Annotated in this window: 15 protein-coding genes and 1 tRNA gene; 10 read left to right on the top strand and 6 right to left on the bottom strand. The window is 50.3% G+C overall.

The annotated features are described in order from the left end of the window. Positions 1-85: 85 nt before the first annotated feature. The 3 genes from BM058_RS10050 to metE are packed head-to-tail and all read right to left on the bottom strand — an operon-like array spanning position 86 to position 5,760. Positions 86-1,123, bottom strand: coding sequence for a ribonucleotide-diphosphate reductase subunit beta (locus BM058_RS10050; RefSeq protein WP_090926909.1), 1,038 nt, complete (start codon positions 1,121-1,123; stop codon positions 86-88). A gap of 27 nt (positions 1,124-1,150) precedes the next feature. After that, on the bottom strand, positions 1,151-3,433 hold the full coding sequence (locus BM058_RS10045) for a ribonucleoside-diphosphate reductase subunit alpha (protein ID WP_245736930.1): 2,283 nt from the start codon (positions 3,431-3,433) through the stop codon (positions 1,151-1,153). Between the two features lie 47 nt (positions 3,434-3,480). Further along, complete coding sequence (gene metE / locus BM058_RS10040) at positions 3,481-5,760, bottom strand: 5-methyltetrahydropteroyltriglutamate--homocysteine S-methyltransferase (protein WP_090926907.1); 2,280 nt, start codon at positions 5,758-5,760, stop codon at positions 3,481-3,483. A gap of 408 nt (positions 5,761-6,168) precedes the next feature. On the opposite strand from metE, the gene BM058_RS10035 reads away from it, so the two are divergent. The 5 genes from BM058_RS10035 to BM058_RS10015 all read left to right on the top strand — a co-directional run bounded on the left by BM058_RS10035 (position 6,169) and on the right by BM058_RS10015 (position 11,830). After that, positions 6,169-6,750 (top strand): DNA-3-methyladenine glycosylase, encoded by a 582-nt coding sequence (locus BM058_RS10035; RefSeq protein ID WP_090926906.1) that lies wholly within the window; start codon positions 6,169-6,171, stop codon positions 6,748-6,750. Between the two features lie 281 nt (positions 6,751-7,031). Next, positions 7,032-7,595 carry an alkyl hydroperoxide reductase subunit C gene (gene ahpC / locus BM058_RS10030; RefSeq protein WP_090926905.1) on the top strand — a complete coding sequence of 188 codons (564 nt, stop codon included), beginning with the start codon at positions 7,032-7,034 and terminating at the stop codon, positions 7,593-7,595. Positions 7,596-7,710: 115 nt separating this feature from the next. Beyond that, positions 7,711-9,240 (top strand): alkyl hydroperoxide reductase subunit F, encoded by a 1,530-nt coding sequence (gene ahpF / locus BM058_RS10025; protein WP_090926904.1) that lies wholly within the window; start codon positions 7,711-7,713, stop codon positions 9,238-9,240. A 701-nt stretch (positions 9,241-9,941) separates the two neighbouring features. Then, the gene (locus BM058_RS10020; protein ID WP_090926903.1) at positions 9,942-11,192 is read left to right on the top strand and encodes a YeeE/YedE family protein; all 1,251 of its coding nucleotides are present in this window, start codon (positions 9,942-9,944) and stop codon (positions 11,190-11,192) included. A gap of 275 nt (positions 11,193-11,467) precedes the next feature. Further along, the gene (locus BM058_RS10015) at positions 11,468-11,830 is read left to right on the top strand and encodes a DUF3221 domain-containing protein (protein WP_177195510.1); all 363 of its coding nucleotides are present in this window, start codon (positions 11,468-11,470) and stop codon (positions 11,828-11,830) included. 255 nt (positions 11,831-12,085) lie between these two features. Here the strand turns inward: BM058_RS10015 and amt are convergent, their stop codons facing one another. Both amt and BM058_RS10005 read right to left on the bottom strand, forming a co-directional pair. After that, complete coding sequence (gene amt / locus BM058_RS10010; RefSeq protein ID WP_177195509.1) at positions 12,086-14,383, bottom strand: ammonium transporter; 2,298 nt, start codon at positions 14,381-14,383, stop codon at positions 12,086-12,088. 159 nt (positions 14,384-14,542) lie between these two features. After that, positions 14,543-15,271: an NAD-dependent deacylase gene (locus BM058_RS10005; RefSeq protein WP_090926900.1), complete on the bottom strand. Its 729-nt coding sequence runs from the start codon at positions 15,269-15,271 to the stop codon at positions 14,543-14,545. Positions 15,272-15,389: 118 nt separating this feature from the next. On the opposite strand from BM058_RS10005, the gene BM058_RS10000 reads away from it, so the two are divergent. The 4 genes from BM058_RS10000 to BM058_RS18860 all read left to right on the top strand — a co-directional run bounded on the left by BM058_RS10000 (position 15,390) and on the right by BM058_RS18860 (position 16,692). Next, the gene (locus tag BM058_RS10000; RefSeq protein ID WP_090926899.1) at positions 15,390-15,896 is read left to right on the top strand and encodes a DUF1648 domain-containing protein; all 507 of its coding nucleotides are present in this window, start codon (positions 15,390-15,392) and stop codon (positions 15,894-15,896) included. Between the two features lie 187 nt (positions 15,897-16,083). Continuing rightward, on the top strand, positions 16,084-16,368 hold the full coding sequence (locus BM058_RS09995) for a nucleotidyltransferase family protein (protein WP_090926898.1): 285 nt from the start codon (positions 16,084-16,086) through the stop codon (positions 16,366-16,368). Then, entirely contained in the window at positions 16,365-16,601 is a 237-nt protein-coding gene (locus tag BM058_RS18865; protein ID WP_407690174.1) for a HepT-like ribonuclease domain-containing protein, read from the top strand. The genes BM058_RS09995 and BM058_RS18865 overlap by 4 nt, the downstream gene beginning before the upstream one ends. Beyond that, positions 16,522-16,692, top strand: coding sequence for a HepT-like ribonuclease domain-containing protein (locus BM058_RS18860; RefSeq protein WP_218151899.1), 171 nt, complete (start codon positions 16,522-16,524; stop codon positions 16,690-16,692). Before BM058_RS18865 ends, BM058_RS18860 begins: the two co-directional genes overlap by 80 nt. 126 nt (positions 16,693-16,818) lie before the next feature. Here BM058_RS18860 and BM058_RS09985 read toward each other — a convergent pair. Beyond that, positions 16,819-16,906: transfer RNA gene (locus BM058_RS09985), tRNA-Leu, on the bottom strand. A 112-nt stretch (positions 16,907-17,018) separates the two neighbouring features. Here BM058_RS09985 and BM058_RS09980 point away from each other — a divergent pair. Further along, a complete protein-coding gene (locus tag BM058_RS09980) occupies positions 17,019-18,389 on the top strand; it encodes a dipeptidase (RefSeq protein WP_090926897.1) in 1,371 nt (456 codons plus the stop codon). The last annotated feature ends 49 nt before the right edge of the window (positions 18,390-18,438 follow it).

Below are 18,438 nucleotides of genomic sequence, written 5' to 3'. Positions count from 1 at the left end.
ATCTCCATCCTTCTTCCAGTGCAAAAAAAGAAAGAGGCCCGCGGAAACCGGGCCTCTTTGGCATTGCTGCATTTGTTACGTTTCTTTACAGGGAGTCAAAGTCGTTATCGGAATCAACAAGGTTGTAATCGGTAACGGTCGTTTCAAAGAAATCGGCCTTGCCGGTTGTATTGTCGTTATAGACAGAAATCCAGCGCATTGGATTCTTTGTATAGCCTTCAAAAACGTGAGGGAAACCGAGTTCTTTGATACGTTTATTGGCCATAAATTTGATATAGCTCTCCAGCTCGTTGGAGTTGATGCCTTCGATCTTGTTGCCGATGATGTAATTCCCCCATTTAATTTCGAGTTCGGCCGCACGCAGGAACGTGTCATGCACGAACTGGGCAAATTCATCGGTATTGAGTTCCGGGTTCTCCTCAAGAGTTTCTTTGAGAATGTTGCAGAACAGCCGGACGTGAAGCTGCTCATCGCGGTTGATGAAGTTTATCATCTTAGCGGTGCCGAGCATTTTTTCGTTGCGGGCGAGGTTGTAGAAAAACGCAAACCCGGAGTAGAAAAACAGCCCTTCAAGGACCACGTCATAAACGATGGCGCGGACAAAATTCTCTTTGGTTGGGTTCTCTGTAAACTCGGTGTAGCCGTCGGCGATAAACTTGTTCCGCTCAAGCAGCACTTCATCAGTCTTCCAGTACTCAAAAATCTCTTCCTGCGTCTTGCTGTCGGTTACACTCGACAGAACGTACGTATAGGACTCGTTGTGGACAACTTCCTGAAACGCAAGAACCGACATGAGGGCAGACAGACTGGAGTCCGTCAGATAGTCAGCCACTTTCGAGGAAAAGTCGGTCTGTACGCTGTCGAGAAAAGCAAGCAGGCCGATGATTTTGTTAAAGGCTTCGCGCTCGTCTTCGGTCAGCGTCTCGTACTGGCTTTTATCGTTAACAAGCGGAACCTCATCCGGAATCCAGAAGTTACGCAGCATGTTCTTGTACATCGGGTAGGCCCATTTACGTGCCGTGTCGTCCCAGTTCAAAATGTTGGAGCTGCTTCCGTTAATAATTCCTGTCGATTTGTTCGGTGCCTGGGTGTCATAGAGTTCGCGTTTATGAATAGTCGACATGTCTTATGCTCCTTTTCAGCGTTGTTATCAGCTTTCGCAGCTTTCGCAGTCCTCTACGACGGACGAGGTGGATCTTGTGTAATACGTCGTTTTCAAACCAGAATGCCACGCCTGCATGTGCAGCCCAAGCAGGTCTTTGGCTTTGATGCTGCGCGGGATATACAGGTTGAAGCTGACGGCCTGGTCAATATGCTTTTGGCGGGCGGCGTTCTGCTTAATGCTCCACGACTGGTCGAGGTTGAATGCGGATTTGTAGTACCAGATCGTCTTTGAATTGATGTCCGGTGCTGTGACAGGAGAACGGAAGCCTTTTTTCTCTTCCACGTGTTCCTGGCGGAAAACCGGATCAATGCTCGCGGTGGAACCGGCAATCAAGGACGTCGTAGCGTTCGGTGCTACCGCAATCAGATAGCCGTTACGGAGTCCGTTTTCCTGGATGGATTCGGACAGTTCGCGCCATGCGTCATCGGTCCAGCCGTTACCGCTTGTGCGGTACGTGCGCTCCAGATACCGGCCGGACTGCCATTCGCTTCCTTCAAATAGTGGATAGGAACCTTTTTCTATCGCAAGATCGCGGGAAGCTTTCAGCGTCAGGTAATTGATTTTTTCATACAGACGGTCGGCCAGTTCTACGGCTTCGTCTGTTTCCCAGCTTATCCCCTCGAGGGCAAGCAGGTGATGCCAGCCGAATGTGCCGAGTCCGACTGCGCGGTACCGTTCATTGGTATGGCGCGCCTGCAGCACGTCGATTGTATTCAGGTCAATGACGTTATCAAGCATACGGACCTGAATGGGAATGAGACGCTCCAGCACGTCTTCACGTACCGACTTGGCAAGCGAAATTGAAGAGAGGTTGCAGACAACCATGTCTCCCGGAGATTTCTCGGTAATGATGGTTCCTTCTTCGGTCAAATATTCTTCTTTCACGGTCGTCGGGCTCATGTTCTGCATGATTTCGGTGCAGAGGTTGGAGCTGTACACGATGCCGGCGTGCTTATTCGGGTTGTCCCGGTTCACTGTATCGCGGTAGAACATATACGGCGTGCCGGTTTCAAGCTGTGACTTCATAATACGTTTCATGATATCGATGGCAGGTACGCGTTCGCGGCTCAGATCCGGGTGGTCGATGCACTGCTGATATTTTTCACGGAAGGAACCGGCTCCTTCTTTTTCATCATAGAAATCTTCAAGGGACCAGCCCATCACGGTCTGCACTTCATGCGGATCAAACAGGTACCAGTCTTCGCGGTTCTCGACTTTTTCCATGAAAAGATCCGGAATGCAGGCGCCGGTGAAAATATCATGGGTGCGCAGACGCTCGTCACCGGTGTTGAGCTTCGCGTCAAGAAACTCGTAGATATCTTTATGCCATACGTCGAGGTAGACGGCGAATGCCCCCTGGCGCTGACCGAGCTGATCGACCGAGACGGCGGTATTGTTCAGCTGTTTCATCCAGCCCATGATGCCGCCGGCAACACCTGTGTAACCTTTGATGTCCGAACCGCGGCTGCGGAGTTTGCCGAAATAGATACCGACACCGCCGCCATTTTTCGACAGGTTGGCAACATCCGTGTTGGAATCGAAAATGTTGCGCAGGCTGTCATCAACGGTATCGATAAAGCAGGAACTGAGCTGTCCGGTATTTTTGCCGGCGTTTGTGAGCGTCGGTGTAGCAACCGTCATGTAGAGGTTCGACAGCGCCCAGTAAGCTTCTTTTACGAGGTCAAGACGCTTGGAAACCGGCTCATTTATCATCAGTTTCATCGCAATAATCATGAAGCGTTCCTGCGGCAGCTCAAATACATGATTGTTTTTATCATTAGCCAGGTACTTGTGGGCAAGTGTCAGAATCCCGACATATGTAAACAGCTTATCCCGCTCCGGGTCGATTGCTTTTTCAAGCTCCATGATTTCCTCTTTGGAATAGTCCCTCAGGAGGGTCTGGTCATAAACACCTTTGGAACCAAGGACTTTCAGCAGCCCGTAGAGAGAGCCGTATTTTTCATCCGTGTCATACGCGCGGTTTTTAGAAGCTTCTTTATACAGCTGGCGCAGATAAATACCGGCAGCGACATACGTCCAGTCCGGTTCTGTGCGGTCAATCCGTTCGGATGCGTTTAACGCAAGCAGGTGGGTGATCTGCTCGGAAGCGTACGTGTCCTTGAATTCAATATTGGTCGTTACGTCATTTTTGAAATCCAGTATGGATAGATTGGGGTAGCCGGCTGTTACGTCGTCAATGAAACGGCTCAGGCGATCTCTGTCAAAAGGGAGTTCCCGGTTACCGTTGTCTTTCGTAATTACTGTCACTTTGATTCCTCCATCATTAGGGTGCCGTGCAGCGGCCCCCCTCTGTTTTACTTAGTAGGCATTTCTCGTGTTTCCCGACTTTCTCTTGCTGCGCGAACCATATTTTTCAGAGAGTCGACCGTTTCCGGTGTGTTCCTTGTTTTCAGGCCGCAGTCAGGGTTGATCCAGAACAGATCCGCCGGCAGCACGCGCAGCGCACGGTCAATCATATCTTTCATTTCGTCGACGGAAGGAACCCGCGGACTGTGAATATCATACACACCGAGTCCGATTCCTTTATCATATACAGCTGTTTCAAAGGACTCGATCAGCCCGCCGTGGCTGCGGGACGTTTCGATGGAAATGACATCGGCGTCCAGATCCCGGATGGACTCGATCATGTCCTGAAATTCGCTGTAGCACATATGAGTGTGGATCTGGGTGGACGCCTTGATATTGGACGTGGCCAGCCGAAACGCAGTCACAGACCAATCCAGGTATTCGTCCCATTCCTCCCGCTTAAGCGGAAGACCTTCCCGTACTGCCGGTTCATCCACCTGAATCATGTTGATGCCGGATTCCTCCAGTGCCTGCACTTCACGGCTGAGGGCGACGGCAATCTGGAAAGAAGTCTCCTTTCTTGGAATGTCGTCCCGTTCAAACGACCAGTTGAGAATTGTCACCGGACCAGTCAGCATACCTTTTACCGGCTTATCAGTCAACGATTGGGCGTAACGGGACTCTTCCACGGTCATCGGCGCCTCAAACGTAACATCGTCGTAAATGATCGGCGGCTTGACGCAGCGGGAACCGTAAGACTGCACCCAGCCGTAGCTTGTGAAGGCAAAGCCGTTCAGCTTTTCCCCGAAAAATTCGACCATATCATTGCGCTCAAATTCTCCGTGTACAAGCACATCAAGGCCTATATCTTCCTGAAGATCAATCCATTCCTTGATTTTGCTGCGGATGAATTCGTTATAGGCTTCCGGGCTCTTTTCTCCTTTACGGAACTGCTGACGCGCTACGCGGACTTCTTTTGTCTGCGGGAAACTGCCAATGGTTGTTGTCGGCAGAAGCGGAAGTTCCCATGTCTCATCCTGATACTTTTTCCGTTCAGCAAAGGGAAGCTCCCGTTTGGACGGCAGCGATTCACGTTCTTTTGTTAAGTCCGCAGATTGCTGCCGGTACGTTTTTGCGAAAGTTTTCAGTGCCTGCTGGTTTTCTTCCATAGTATCTGCAGCACTGTGCCCACTGAGTACATCCGTAAGTGCAGCAATCTCTTCCAGTTTTTCATCTGCAAAAGAGAGGGCACCGTAAAGGACGGAATCGAGCTTTGTTTCCAGTGTTTTGGTCACTGGTACGTGCAGCAGACTGCAGGACGGCTGCACAATTTTATCCGACTGGGGCGCATGTGCATCGATTTCTTTCAGCAGTTCTTCTTTGGCTTTCAGATCGGCGCGCCAGATGTTGCGTCCGTCGATAACGCCGGCGGCAAGTGTCTTGTCTTCCGGGAATCCAAATTGTTTCAGAGCGGCCATGTTTTTCTCATATCCATGAACAAAATCCAGCCCGATACCGGCAGCGGGCAGGCTCGTTACCTTTTCGTAAAAATGAACACCTTCAAAGTAGGTCTGAAGTAGAATGGAGAGTTCCGGAACATCTGCGGCGAACGTCTCGTAGATGTGCTGTACAGAGCGGAATTCCTCTTCGCTTATTGTCGGCACGAGAGAAGGTTCATCTATCTGCACCCAGGAGGCACCGGCTTCCTGAAGCTGCTGCAGTACAGTCGTGTAAAGCGGCAGAAGCTGCTCCAGTTTCGCTTCAAAGTCGGCAGTCTCGTACCCTTTGGACAGTTTCAGAAACGTGAACGGCCCGATAAGGACCGGCTTTGTATCCATCCCCAGTTCCTCTTTGGCTTCTTTGAAATCTTGAAGCGGTTTGTTTTCCTGAAGGGACGGGGTGATTTCACCAAGTTCCGGCACGATGTAGTGATAATTGGTGTTGAACCATTTTGTCATTTCGCACGCTGGTGCTTCATCTGTGCCGCGCGCCATGTTGAAATAGGTCTGCAGCATGTCACCGCTGCCTTGAAACCGCTCGGGGACAAGACCGAACATCACAGCTGTATCCAATATGTGGTCATAGTAGGAAAAATCGCTGGAAGGAACAAGCGCGATGCCTTTGTCTTTTTGTTTTTGCAGATACTGAAGCCGGAGATCTTTCATCGTCTGCAGAAATTCTTCTCTGCTGATTTTATCCGACCAATAGCTTTCAAGGATCCGTTTCCATTCGCGATTTTCCCCGAGCCGGGGGTATCCGGGGGAACTGCTGATCCAGTTGGTTTCCATATGGCTGCCTCCTTGGTAGAATAAAGTGTTCATAATAAAAGATAAAAGCCGTAAAAAAAAGGTATTTTTACTGTAATTACGGCGCGCGGGCGCGGGAGAAGCGTAAGTAAAAATACCCAGCTGGATACGTGGTATCTGACACCTGGCTGTCTCCCCCAGACCGGGCGGTGTCATAAAACAAGCGGATCTGCCGGTTTTTCTTTTAGAAGAAGTGAAAATCCCGGAAGCAGCCCGGCAGATTCACGCCATCCTGATAAGGTAATAAACAGGGTGCCTGTTTCCGTCATATATCTATGTTTGTAGACAAACTATATCGCTTGTACTGCCGTCCTGTCAAGGGCACCTTGACCGCATATATTGTGTTTGAGAGCGTTATAAATACCAACATGTACGAGGTGAGGCGAAATAATGGGACATTCCAATATCAAAAAAATTTTTTGTGAATCTACACTGCAAACAGCAGAAGATCTTCTTGGGTGTATACTCGTAAAAGAAACAAAAGACGGGGCCGCCGCCGGTAGAATTGTAGAAACAGAAGCCTATACAGGCCCTGAGGACCGGGCCGCGCACAGTTATGGTGGCAGACGAACAAAAAGAACCGAAATTATGTTCCATGCCCCGGGACATGTCTATACGTTTGAAATGCACACCCACTGTCTGGTGAACGTAGTGACCGCACCGGAAGGGAGGCCCGAAGCGGTGTTAATCCGGGCACTTGAGCCGGTGGACGGAATCGACCTCATGCGCACGCGGCGGAACCGGCAGAAGGACATAGAATTAACGAACGGTCCCGGGAAATTAACGAAGGCCCTTGGCATCACGATGGAGGATTACGGACGCCATTTTTCTGAAAAACCGCTGTACATCATACCGGGACAAAATCCCGCAGAGATTTCTTCCGGGCCCCGGATAGGAATCGAGAATACAGGAGAAGCTAGAGACTATCCCTACAGGTTTTGGGAAACGGGGAATCGATTTGTATCGAAATAAAACGCTGCAGGCTGTTTTAAAGCGCTGACAGAGCCTTTCTTTCTCAATTAGATCTATACATTAAGAATAGAAAATAAAGCGTTTTCAAAAAATCTTGTGTTTATTTACTGACTGATCGGGGGAAAGGACTCTTAGTTATGAGAATGTATTTGATGAATTGGTGACAATTATTAATACTTCTTATAATAAAAAAACCATTATATTTTTATTAATGGCAAGTTTAATGGTACTATAGAAAACGTACATCCAATATTGTTTTTTCAAGAAGGAGGACCTATACGATGTCACTAATAGGAAAAGAAGTAGAGCCATTTCAAGCCAAGGCGTTCCATCAAGGTGAGTTTATCGATGTATCAGAAGAAAATTTTAAAGGTCAATGGAGCGTTGTCGTGTTTTATCCAGCAGACTTTTCCTTTGTCTGCCCGACAGAACTCGAAGACATGCAGGAACAGTACAAAGAGCTGAAAAATCTTGGAACAGAAGTGTATTCGGTGTCCACAGATACACATTTTGTACACAAGGCATGGCATGAAGCTTCGGAATCCATCAACAAAATCGAGTACACCATGATTGGTGATCCATCCCAGCAGCTTTCCCGCAACTTTGATGTGCTGCGCGAAGACGAAGGTCTGGCTGACCGCGGTACGTTCATCATTGATCCGGACGGCGTGATTCAGACGGTGGAAATCAACGCAGACGGCATCGGCCGTGACGCAAGCACCATCATCAGCAAAATCAAAGCAGCGCAGTATGTACGTGAAAATCCGGATGAAGTATGCCCTGCCAAATGGGATGAAAACGGTGAAACACTGAAGCCGAGCCTTGATCTCGTAGGTAAAATTTAAGAGAAACGCCGTTATCCGCAGCAAAATAAAAACATGACGGTTTTTTGAAGGGGGTTCGACGTTTAACGGCGTCGAACTTCCTTACTGTTGAGATACAAAGAAAGAGAGGGTCCCTATGCTCGATCAGGAAATTAAATCACAGCTTAAAGAGTATTTGAAACTGCTCGAAAACGACATTGTTCTGAAAGTGCAGTTCGGCTCCGACGATGTTTCGAAAGAAGTAGATGAACTCGTGCAGGAAATCACCGGTATGTCTGATAAAATCACGATGGAACAGGGAGAGTTCCCGAGGGTGCCGAGTTTCAGTGTGAACCGGCCCGGCGAAGATACAGGTGTTGTATTCTCCGGTGTACCGCTCGGCCACGAATTCACGTCCCTGGTTCTGGCACTGCTGCAGGTGAGCGGCCGTCCTCCGAAAGAAGAAGAGCAGGTGCTTGAACAAATCAGACAGCTGCAAGGTCCGCTTCATTTTGAGACATTTGTCAGCCTGTCCTGCCATAACTGCCCGGATGTGGTGCAGGCGCTGAACCTTATGAGTGTCATTAACCCGGATATCACCCATACGATGATTGAAGGGTCAGCCTTTAAAGACGAGGCAGAGAATAAAGATGTGATGGCTGTTCCGTCTGTCTACTTAAATGGAGATGCTTTTGTGGATGGACGCCAGACGCTGAAAAGTATCCTTGAAAAACTCGGAAATACGGCAGTGGATGTCGACGCCCTGAACGATAAAGATCCGTATGACATGCTCATTGTCGGCGGTGGACCGGCCGGCGCGAGTGCTGCCATTTATGCGGCGAGAAAAGGCATTCGTACCGGTATTGTAGCGGATCGTTTCGGCGGCCAGGTAGCAGATACCAAGGGGATCGAAAACTTTGTCGCGACCAAGTACACCGAAGGACCGCAGCTGACAGCGAGCCTTGAAGAACACGTCCGCGACTATGATGTCGATATCCTGGATTCCATGCTCGCCGACTCACTGGAGAAAAAAGACGATTTCGAGCTGAAACTGGAAAACGGTGCGGCGCTGCAGAGTAAAACCATCGTTCTTTCCACCGGCGCGAGCTGGAAAACGATCGGTATACCAGGCGAAGCGGAATTCACCAATAAAGGCGTCGCCTACTGCCCGCACTGTGACGGTCCGATGTTTGAAGGAAAAGATGTAGCGGTCATCGGCGGGGGGAACTCCGGCATTGAAGCCGCGATCGATTTAGCCGGTATCGTCAAGCACGTTACGATCCTCGAATTCCTGCCTGAATTGAACGCAGACAGCGTGCTGCAGGAACGGGTGCACAGCCTCTCCAACGTGACGGTTATCACCAATGCACGTACATCTGAAATTTACGGCGAGAGTAAGGTGCAGGGGTTGAGCTATGTAGACCGCGAATCTGACGAAGAGCGCAGCATTGAACTCGCCGGTGTTTTTGTCCAGATCGGCCTTGATCCAAATACCGCATGGCTTGAGGATACGGTAGAAAAGAATAAATTCGGTGAAATCGTCACGGATAAAACAGGCGCCACCGATGTTCCCGGCGTCTTCGCGGCAGGCGACTGCACCGATATGCCGTATAAACAGATTATTACGTCAATGGGATCCGGAGCCTCTGCAGCTCTTGGCGCCTTTGACTACTTGATACGGAATTAATGAACAGAGGAGTTGTATCAAACAGATACAGCTCCTTTTTTTGAATCATAGGCAGGAAAGGAATGCCGCGGTTGTGCTCTGGAGGATAAGTGCATGCCGTGTATTTCAGCGGGCCGCTTTCGGCTGCAATTCCTCCAGTTTTGGACACTATTATCGAAAAATAGGGGCGTAGTATCCACAAAGCACCGCTTAATGTCCACTACGCCGCTGGAATCAGGGATTAGTGGGTGCAGGCGTAAATCAAAGGACACTAACCGACGGCGGGGAAGTCTCAGTGTCCCCAAACACTACCTCCGTGGACTCTAAGTGTTTTTCAGGCGATGCAGTGTCCACGAAGCCACTCCGGTACGTAACAGCCAAAGCTCGATTCCAGATGTAACGGCCCTTTTTCTGCAAAAAAACAGATACATCTCCAGAGGGAAGAAGACGCAGTGAGCATCTGCGAGTCGATGCCGCTCTTGTACTCTGGAGGAAAAGTGTCCGCCTGCAGCGCATACTCAATATGTCGACGAGGCATTTTTTTATTCACAGATTTTTGATACAGCCTCTTCTATGATAACAAAAAAACGACAAATCCCCGGTACTCCAGTAAATGAGAAAACTGGGCATTTAACTTTACAATATGGTTTAAGGCGGTATATAATATGATTGTTCTAAATCCCTACTAATAATATAGGTATTATAAGAAAGAGGTGGATAATATGGCGGTTCAAGCAGAAGCTGTTACCGGTCATCAACATGAAGGCGCCAAAGAGCCTTCGCTGAATCAAGCCCAGATACCACTTGTTGTCGGGGCCCTCATTGTCGCTGCTGTATTAACGGTCTTTCTGGCCCTGACACAGCAGCCGGCCCAGCCGATTCTTTTAATTCTCGGACTTTTACTTGGCTATACGTTATTTCATGCCAGATTCGGATTCACATCGGCGTTCCGGAGATTTGCCTCCGTCGGCAACGGGCAGGCGCTGCGGGCGCATATGGTTATGCTCGCGGTTGCCGTTACGCTGTTCGCTCCGATTCTTGCCATAGGTACAACCTTTTTCGGCGGAGCAGCCACTGGTAACGTAAACCCAATCGGTATCAGCCTGGTTGTCGGTGCGTTCTTGTTTGGTCTTGGCATGCAGCTTGGAGGCGGGTGCGCATCCGGTACACTGTACGCAGTAGGCGGCGGCCGCACGGTCATGTTTGTGACGTTGTTCTTTTTCATTATCGGCGCAACGCTCGGCGCTTATCACCTGCCGTTCTGGTCAGAAGAGATGCCGTCATTCGGCTCTGTATCGCTCGCGACATCAACCGGACTCGGTTATTTCGGCGCCTGGGCCGTTTCGGTTCTCTTTTTCGGATTCATTATCTGGTGGACCCTCCGCCGGGAGAAAAGGACACAGCCGCCCCGTATGGCGCCGGTTCCGACAGCGTCAGGCTGGAAAAGAGTTCTCCGCGGGTCATGGCCGCTCATCACCGCAGCCGTTGTACTGGCGGTTCTTAACGCGCTGACGCTTCTTACCCGCGGCAGCGGCTGGGGTGTCACGTCAGGGTTCACACTCTGGGGTTCCCAGGTTCTTCAAACGATGGGCATGGATGTGGCCAGCTGGGGATACTGGCAGGGAAGCAGTGCTGAAACGCTGCAGTCCAGTGTTTTCGCCCATGGCACCAGCGTTTTGAACTTCGGTGTCATCCTCGGCGCGTTTATCGCGTCAGCAGCAGGCGGCCTGTTCCGTTTCACCAGTGTCAACGTGAAAAACGTATCCACCGCTGTCATCGGCGGTCTGCTGATGGGCTACGGCGCCCGCCTCGCCTTTGGGTGCAACATCGGCGCTTATTTCACCGGCATCGCGTCCTTCAGTCTGCACGGCTACCTATGGGGCATTCTAGCCCTCGCCGGAACGTTTGTCGCATTGTTTATCCGGCCGCTGTTTGGGCTATCTGTGCCAAAATCCAAAGACTCGTTCTGCTGACAGATGAGCGGTTTGAACAGGCAGCACGTGGTTTGGAGATGGCTAAGCCTTACAATTTGGTAGAACGACTGCGATTGTGACGCGTAGAAAAGTGGTAAGAGTCACAATTGGAGCGGCAAGCCGAAAAAGTGAGGGTTAGGCAGCGTCTAAGAGTTACAATGAATGTTTGAAAAGCAAAAAGTGCAGCGTAGACCAGCGCACGTCCAAATATAGGGCGTGCGCTCTTTATGTTTGGTGGATGTGATAGAATAGGAAGAAAAAAGGAGGCGGGCACGTTGAAGAAAGTACTGCTTGCTGCACTGGTTGTGGTACTGGGACTGCTTTTCTCCGGAGGACTGTTCATGTCAGAGTTTATGTCAGCGGATTCTGACTCCAATGCAAACAACGCTAGAACAGGTACGATTGTGTCGATGGAAGAAGACAGCGTGCTGATGATCAAGGGAGCAGAACCAGGAGAAGCAAAAGCTGAGTCTTCAAAGAAGCTTCTTAAAAAATACGAAAACGGCATAAAGTTTGATGCAGATGATGTGGAGAACAGTGCAGCACTGAAACCGGGGATGCACGTGAAAGTATGGTTTCAAGCAGTGGATACCTCCATGCCGGCATACGGGGAAGCCGTGAGACTGCAGATCCTGTAATGCCCGCTGCGGGTACGTTGTTTCCCTGTATGAGCAGACTGTCTGAGCGTCACAATTTGGCAGAGAGGCTGTGATTGTGACTCGTAGAAAAGCGGTAAGAGTCACAATTGGAGCGGCAAGCCGAAAATGTGTGGTTTAGGCAGCGTCTAAGAGTCACAATAATTGTTTCCACAGCAGGAAGTGCATCGTAGAAGAGCGCACGTCCAAAAATGGGCATGCGCTGTTTTACAGGCAGGTTTGTTGAAGAAAATAAGGTTACCAGCCGGCAGCAGGTGCTTCTTCGATGGTGAATTGATTCACTTCGGCACCTAGCTGCATGCTCCGCTCCTGCAGGCTCTGCATCTGTTCCCGCAGCTGCCGGGCAAGGGTGGCATTTTCGGCGGTCGTATCCTGCATCGTGTCCATCATCGAAAGCAGCCGCTGCATTTCTTCCAGCTGCTCCTGCTGGGACGTGCCGAGTCTGCTGGTTTCAGTTTTCATCTGATCCAGCCGTTCGTTCATGGACGCGGTGCCCCGCGTCATGTGATCCATATTCTCCTGAAACGTCGAGAAAAGAACTGGTATCTGGCCGAGAGTCTCCTGAAGGCTCGTACTTCGTGCACTGCATTCCTCCATGCTGCGGTTTCCGTAGGCAATCATTTCCGTGTTCTGCTCCAGGATCCCTGTGATACGCGAGGTGGAGGTTTTGGCTTCTTCCGCGAGCTTTTTGATCTCTTCGGCAACGACCTTAAATCCTTTCCCGGATTCTCCGGCACGAACCGCCTCGATTCCAGCATTCAGGGATAAAAGATTGATGCGTTCGGAAATACCATTAATGGTTGAAATCGCATCTTGAATATCGGTCGACTGTTCGTTCATATCCGTTAATGTGCGGCTCACCTGCTGTACCGATCGCTGCACGTGCCGGTTCGACTCATCGGCTTCCTGGACAACCCCCTGCATGCTGTCGAGTTCTTCTTTAAACGCCTGTAAATCCCGGCCCCATTCACTGATCGACTGGAAGGTTTCCTGAATGGAGGCAATCAGTTCCTGGGTGGATGCAGTGTTTTCTTCAAACTGCCGTGAAGCATTATGAAAATAGCCGATCGAATCGTTGACGAACTGATATTGATGATGAGAATGATCTTCGATGGTCGAGGAGATGCCGCTGATCTGCCCGGTTTCCTGTTCAACCACCCGGGCCTGCGCTTTCACTTCTCCTATTAATGTATTCAACTTGTCCAGCAGTGTATTGAAAGCAGAATGGACTTCCGCGTTATCTTCGCCGGGCTCAACCGGCAGTTTTTTCGTCAAGTCTCCTTTGGATGCGGCGATTTCCTGCATCGCAGAGATGGTATCCACCAGCGCAATATGTTCCCCGTGCTCGGACACATTCAGCCCGGCAAGCTCGTCTTCTTTTGACACCCTGAGATGAATGGCTTTATCCAGGATCCAGTAGAGGGCAAAACCGAGGGAGAAAGCCCAGCCAAACGCAGCGGCCACGCCGGTAAACTGAATGAGCAGCTGGGCTCCGCGCCCGGCGGCGGGGAGCGCTTCAATGGGTGCAAACACAGCTACTGCCAAAGTTCCCCAGGCGCCCGCAAAACCGTGCGCACCGACAGCTCCGATGGCGTCGTCTATCCGGAAACGTTCCAGTGCTTTGGCACCCGCCACTGCAGCTGCGCCGCCAAGAAAGCCAATGACAAGTGATGACAGGGGATCCATAAGATGAGCCCCGGCCGTAATACCGACGAGACCGCCGATCACTCCGTTCAACAAGCTTTCTGCTTTTAATTTTCCGTGCATCCAGCGGCCGGTCCCAAGACCCGCGATACCACCGGCTGCCGCAGCAAGTTGTGTGTTTAAAAGAATAAGCGCGATGCTTCCATCAGCCGTCAATGTGGAGGCACCGTTGAATCCAAACCAGCCGATCCAGAGCACCATCACACCAAGCGCGGCCAACACGGTGTTGCTGCCGCCAAATTCCGCCGGCCGCCCGTCTTGATCGAACTTTCCAATACGCGGGCCGACTACGAGAAGGGCGCCGAGAGCTGTCCAGGCGCCGATGGAATGGACGACGGTCGACCCGGCAAAATCAACAAAGCCCATTGCCTCCAGCCAGCCGCTCTGGTCGGCATTCCACAAGCTTCCCCACGCCCAGTGGCCGAAAACTGGATAAATAATTATAACAATACCGATTGTACCGAGAATATAACCGCTGAATTTCACCCGCTCGGCGATGGCGCCGGATACAATCGTCGCCGCTGTTCCGGCAAACACAATCTGAAACATAAGAAAGGCCCACGTAAACGAGTCATCCATCCCCTCGAAGAAAAAAGCATCCGTGCCGAACCATCCTCCGTACGACGCCCCGAACATAAGCGGAAAGCCGACCAGGCTGAACACGACCGATGCTATCAGAATATCCGTCATATTTTTCATCGCGACGTTAATAGAATTTTTCGCCCGGGTCAGGCCGGATTCCAGAGCGGTAAAACCAGCCTGCATGCTAAACACCAGCACCGCTCCCAGCATAATCCACACCATATCAATATGAAACTGAAGCTCTTCCATAAAAACACTCCTTTTGTAACACGGACTTTCGTCTATAATGTAAAGAAATAGTATCATATCATTTCCAATTACAAGCATGTGTTGTCAGATTATTTTTCAAACTTTATGGAAGAAAGGGGAACAGTGCTGGGGTATTATCATAAAAAAACGGACCCTGAATCAAGGTCCGTCCTGGAGGCAGGCATCGGCTTCGCTGAGCACGGTGCTGATATTTTCTCCCTGAAAGAGGAGGTCTGCTTCGTCATCCATGTCGGTCGGCATTTGATTGACGATGGCGAGCCGGGTGCCCTGCTGCTTGGCTTCCGCCGGAAAATGTGACGCGGGGGCGACGGTGAGGCTGGTTCCGAGAACGAGAAAAAGGTCGGCCCGGGCGGCCTCCTGCTGCGCAGTTGCAATCGCCTGCTCCGGCAGCATTTCACCAAATAACACAATACCTGGCCGCAGGAATCCACCGCAGACAGGGCAGGTCGTGTCATGTTCCAGGTAGCGGTCGTTCCCGGTGTTGTGTCCGCAGGAATGGCAGTGCAGTCCCGCGATGGAACCGTGCAGTTCCGCTGTGTTCCGGCTGCCGGCCTGCTGATGAAGCCCGTCCACATTCTGCGTAATCACGCTCTGCACCAAACTCTGTTGTTCCCACTTTGCGAGAATCCGGTGTCCGGCATTGGGCTCGACGCCGTGCAGCGCCTCGATGCGCGACCGGTAAAATTCAAAGAAATCACCGCGGTGGTGTTCCATCGCATCCACACTCGCAAGCGCCGCCGGATCGCGGTTTTGCCATAACCCTGTATTTGAACGAAAATCCGGCAGTCCGCTTTCCGTGGACATGCCCGCTCCGGTCATCACCACGGTATGGTTTGATTCTCTTAAAAGATCAGCCAGTTCACTCATGCCATCACCTCTTCTTGTGAGCTGTTGTAATTTCCATTATCCTAAATATAAAGAATAGATTGCAATGATGAAAATACGAAGAAAGCACAGAAGTGTTTGTTCAAAGGGAGAGGAATGGATGGCAGCGTTAGAGAATCGTCCTAAAATCAATATTCCAAAAACAAAAAGCGAAAAAGGTTGGGATTTCACCGGGTATTTCTGTTTTTTCTGTTCCATTGTTTTTCTGCTCCTGACCTGGAGCGCGCTTCCGGAACAGGTGCCTGCCCACTACAACGCAGCAGGGGAGGTGGACCGCATGGGGTCAAAATGGGAGCTTCTGATTCTGCCGGGCATCGGGGTTTTTATTATTTTGTTGATGACGCTGTTTGAAAAGTTCCCGGAAATCCATAACTATCCCAAGCGGTTGAATGAATCCAATGCCGCCCGTTTTTACCGCCACAGCCGGAAGATGGTGAACCAGCTGAAAAATATCTGCCTGATTATGTTTGCTTTCCTCTTAGTGGAATCGATCTCTATTGCCCTGGGCTGGAGAGAAGGGGCAGGGGAATGGATGCTGCCCATTATTCTAATAGGAGTCTTCACTCCGATTGTGACTGGAATGGTGAAGCAAAGAAAAATCGAGTAGCATGAGAACACGGGGTTGTTCCAGCTGCCGACTTGTTGATGGAAATAGAAAACAATGCTCTGCCATCTTTTATCCGCCGGTTACTACTATTTTCGGTTGTGTTAAAAGATACTCTCCAACATAAAAATTTGTTGGGAGATGGTATAATGAATACAAGAAAAAAGTATGAAGATTGTGAGGGACTTGCATGTTAGACGATCTTCAGGAAAAGCGCGATGTGGTTTTGGAAAAAGCGCAGGAACACGGCATGAAAAATGTAAGGGTGTTTGGTTCCGTTGTGCGATCCGAAGCCAATTCTGCAAGCGATCTTGATCTGTTAGTTGATGTTGAAGAAGGAAGAAGTTTATTTGATTTGATACGTTTTAAACAAGATATGGAATATCTGTTTAACAGAGAAGTGGATGTTGTTACGGAAAACGCTGTTCATTGGCGTATCAAGGAAAATGTCATAAATGGAGCTGTACAATTATGAAGGATGACAACCTTTATCTGACTCATATTTTGGAGTGTATAGAAAACATTGAAACGTATATTCCAAATGGTAAGGAAGACTTTTTCCGTTCCAAATTGGTACAGGATGCAGTGATTCGTAATCTGGAAATCATAGGGGGAGGCAGCAACGCATATTTCCGAAGACTTTCGAAACCAACACATTCATGTTCCTTGGCAAGAGATGAGAGGAATCCGAAACGTATTAATTCATGAGTATTTCGGCGTAGATAATGACATCGTGTGGAATGTGATTGATAAAGAGCTTCCACCGTTAAAAGACAAAATCATGCAGTTACTACGTTAATGTTGAAAAATGGTATAAAACGCGGAAAACTTTCACTATGGGTCCATACTTATAATACAAAAAAACAGCGCTGACTGTTAAGCCAACACTGCTTTGTGTTATAGGTCCTGCATTTCATGTTAAAATTGGTGCGGCTGAGAGGACTTGAACCTCCAAGGGCGCTATGCCCACACGGACCTGAACCGTGCGCGTCTGCCAGTTCCGCCACAACCGCAAGACAAATTCTATTATATAAGAGCCCCCTGATTTTTGCAAGGGGTTTTTAAATATTTTTTTTAGAAATGACATGGTACAATAAAAGCAGCAAATCACAGGGAGGCAGTGACATGGATTTTTCCTATATAACGGACAATCAGAAACGGTTTATCGATGAATTAACGGAGTTTCTCCGGATACCAAGTATTTCGACCCTGCCTGAATACAAGGAAAGTGTGCAGCAGGCGGCGGAGTGGACGGCGTCGCGTCTGCAGCACGCGGGCATTGAACATGTGAAGGTGATGGAGACAAACGGCCATCCGATTGTGTACGGGGACTGGCTTCATGCCGAAGGGGCGCCGACGGTTCTTTTTTACGGGCATTATGACGTGCAGCCGGCGGAACCGCTGGATTTATGGAACAGCCAGCCGTTTGAACCAGTCATCGAAAACGAACGGATTTATGCCAGAGGCGCAACAGACATGAAAGCCAACGTCCTGCTGCCGGTGATTGCGTGTGAAACGTGGCTGAAAGACGCCAACACACTGCCGGTGAACGTGAAATTCCTGTTTGAAGGCGAAGAAGAAATCGGCAGCCCATCGCTTGCCGGATTTATGGAAGAAAACAAAGAACTGCTGCGCGCTGATGCCGCGATCAGCGCCGATTCCGGGCGGATGGAAGAAGACCAGCCGGCATCGATGGTCAGCCTGCGCGGCCTCGCCGGTGTGCAGATTGATGTGCGGAGTGCTGGCGGCGATCTTCATTCCGGCCTGTACGGCGGCGCGGTGCCAAACAGCGCGCAGGCTCTCGCGCGTATCCTCGATTCGTTAAAGCACGAGGACGGTACCGTGGCGGTGGAAGGATTCTATGACGACGTGATGGAACGAAGCGATGAAGAAAAAGAAACAATCAATGCTACCTTCAGCTCCGACGAGACGTTTCAGCAGAAGGCCGGCGTGGACCGGGTGTACGGGGAGCCGGGTTACACGCCGGGAGAACAGACGCTGATCCGCCCGACCCTTGATATCAACGGATTGTGGGGAGGCTATCAGGGCATCGGTGTGAAAACGGTAATACCAGCAGAGTCCCACGCCAAAGTCACGTGCCGCCTGGTGCCCAATCAGGATCCGGAACATGTGATTGATCTCATCCGGCGGCACGTCGAGCGCCATACTCCCGCAGAAGTGGATGCTCTCGTCTTCCCGCTTGAAGGGAAAGCGTACCCTTACATGCTCCCGGAAGACCATCCCGGACTGAAAGCTGTGGAAGAAGCGGTGCAGCACGTGGAGGAAAAATCCCCCCACCAACTCCGTATCGGTGGATCCATTCCTGTTGCCGGACTACTCCAGCAGCTGCTTGACGTGCATACCGTTCAGCTCGGCTACTCGGTTTTTGATGAAGGCATGCACGCACCGAACGAATTCTACCGGCTTTCCCAGTTTGAAAAAGGACAGAAGGTCTACACCCGCCTCCTCCAGGAACTCGCGGAATACCTTGAGTAAATCGAGGGTAATGAAAACCGGAGCTGCCCTGCTCCGGTTTTTTAGATAT

It is taken from the genome of Salibacterium qingdaonense, assembly GCF_900114715.1.
Classification (GTDB): Bacteria; Bacillota; Bacilli; order Bacillales; family Marinococcaceae; genus Salibacterium; species Salibacterium qingdaonense.
Note: the sequence above shows the minus strand (reverse complement) of the source record. Positions and strands in the feature narration are given on the sequence as shown.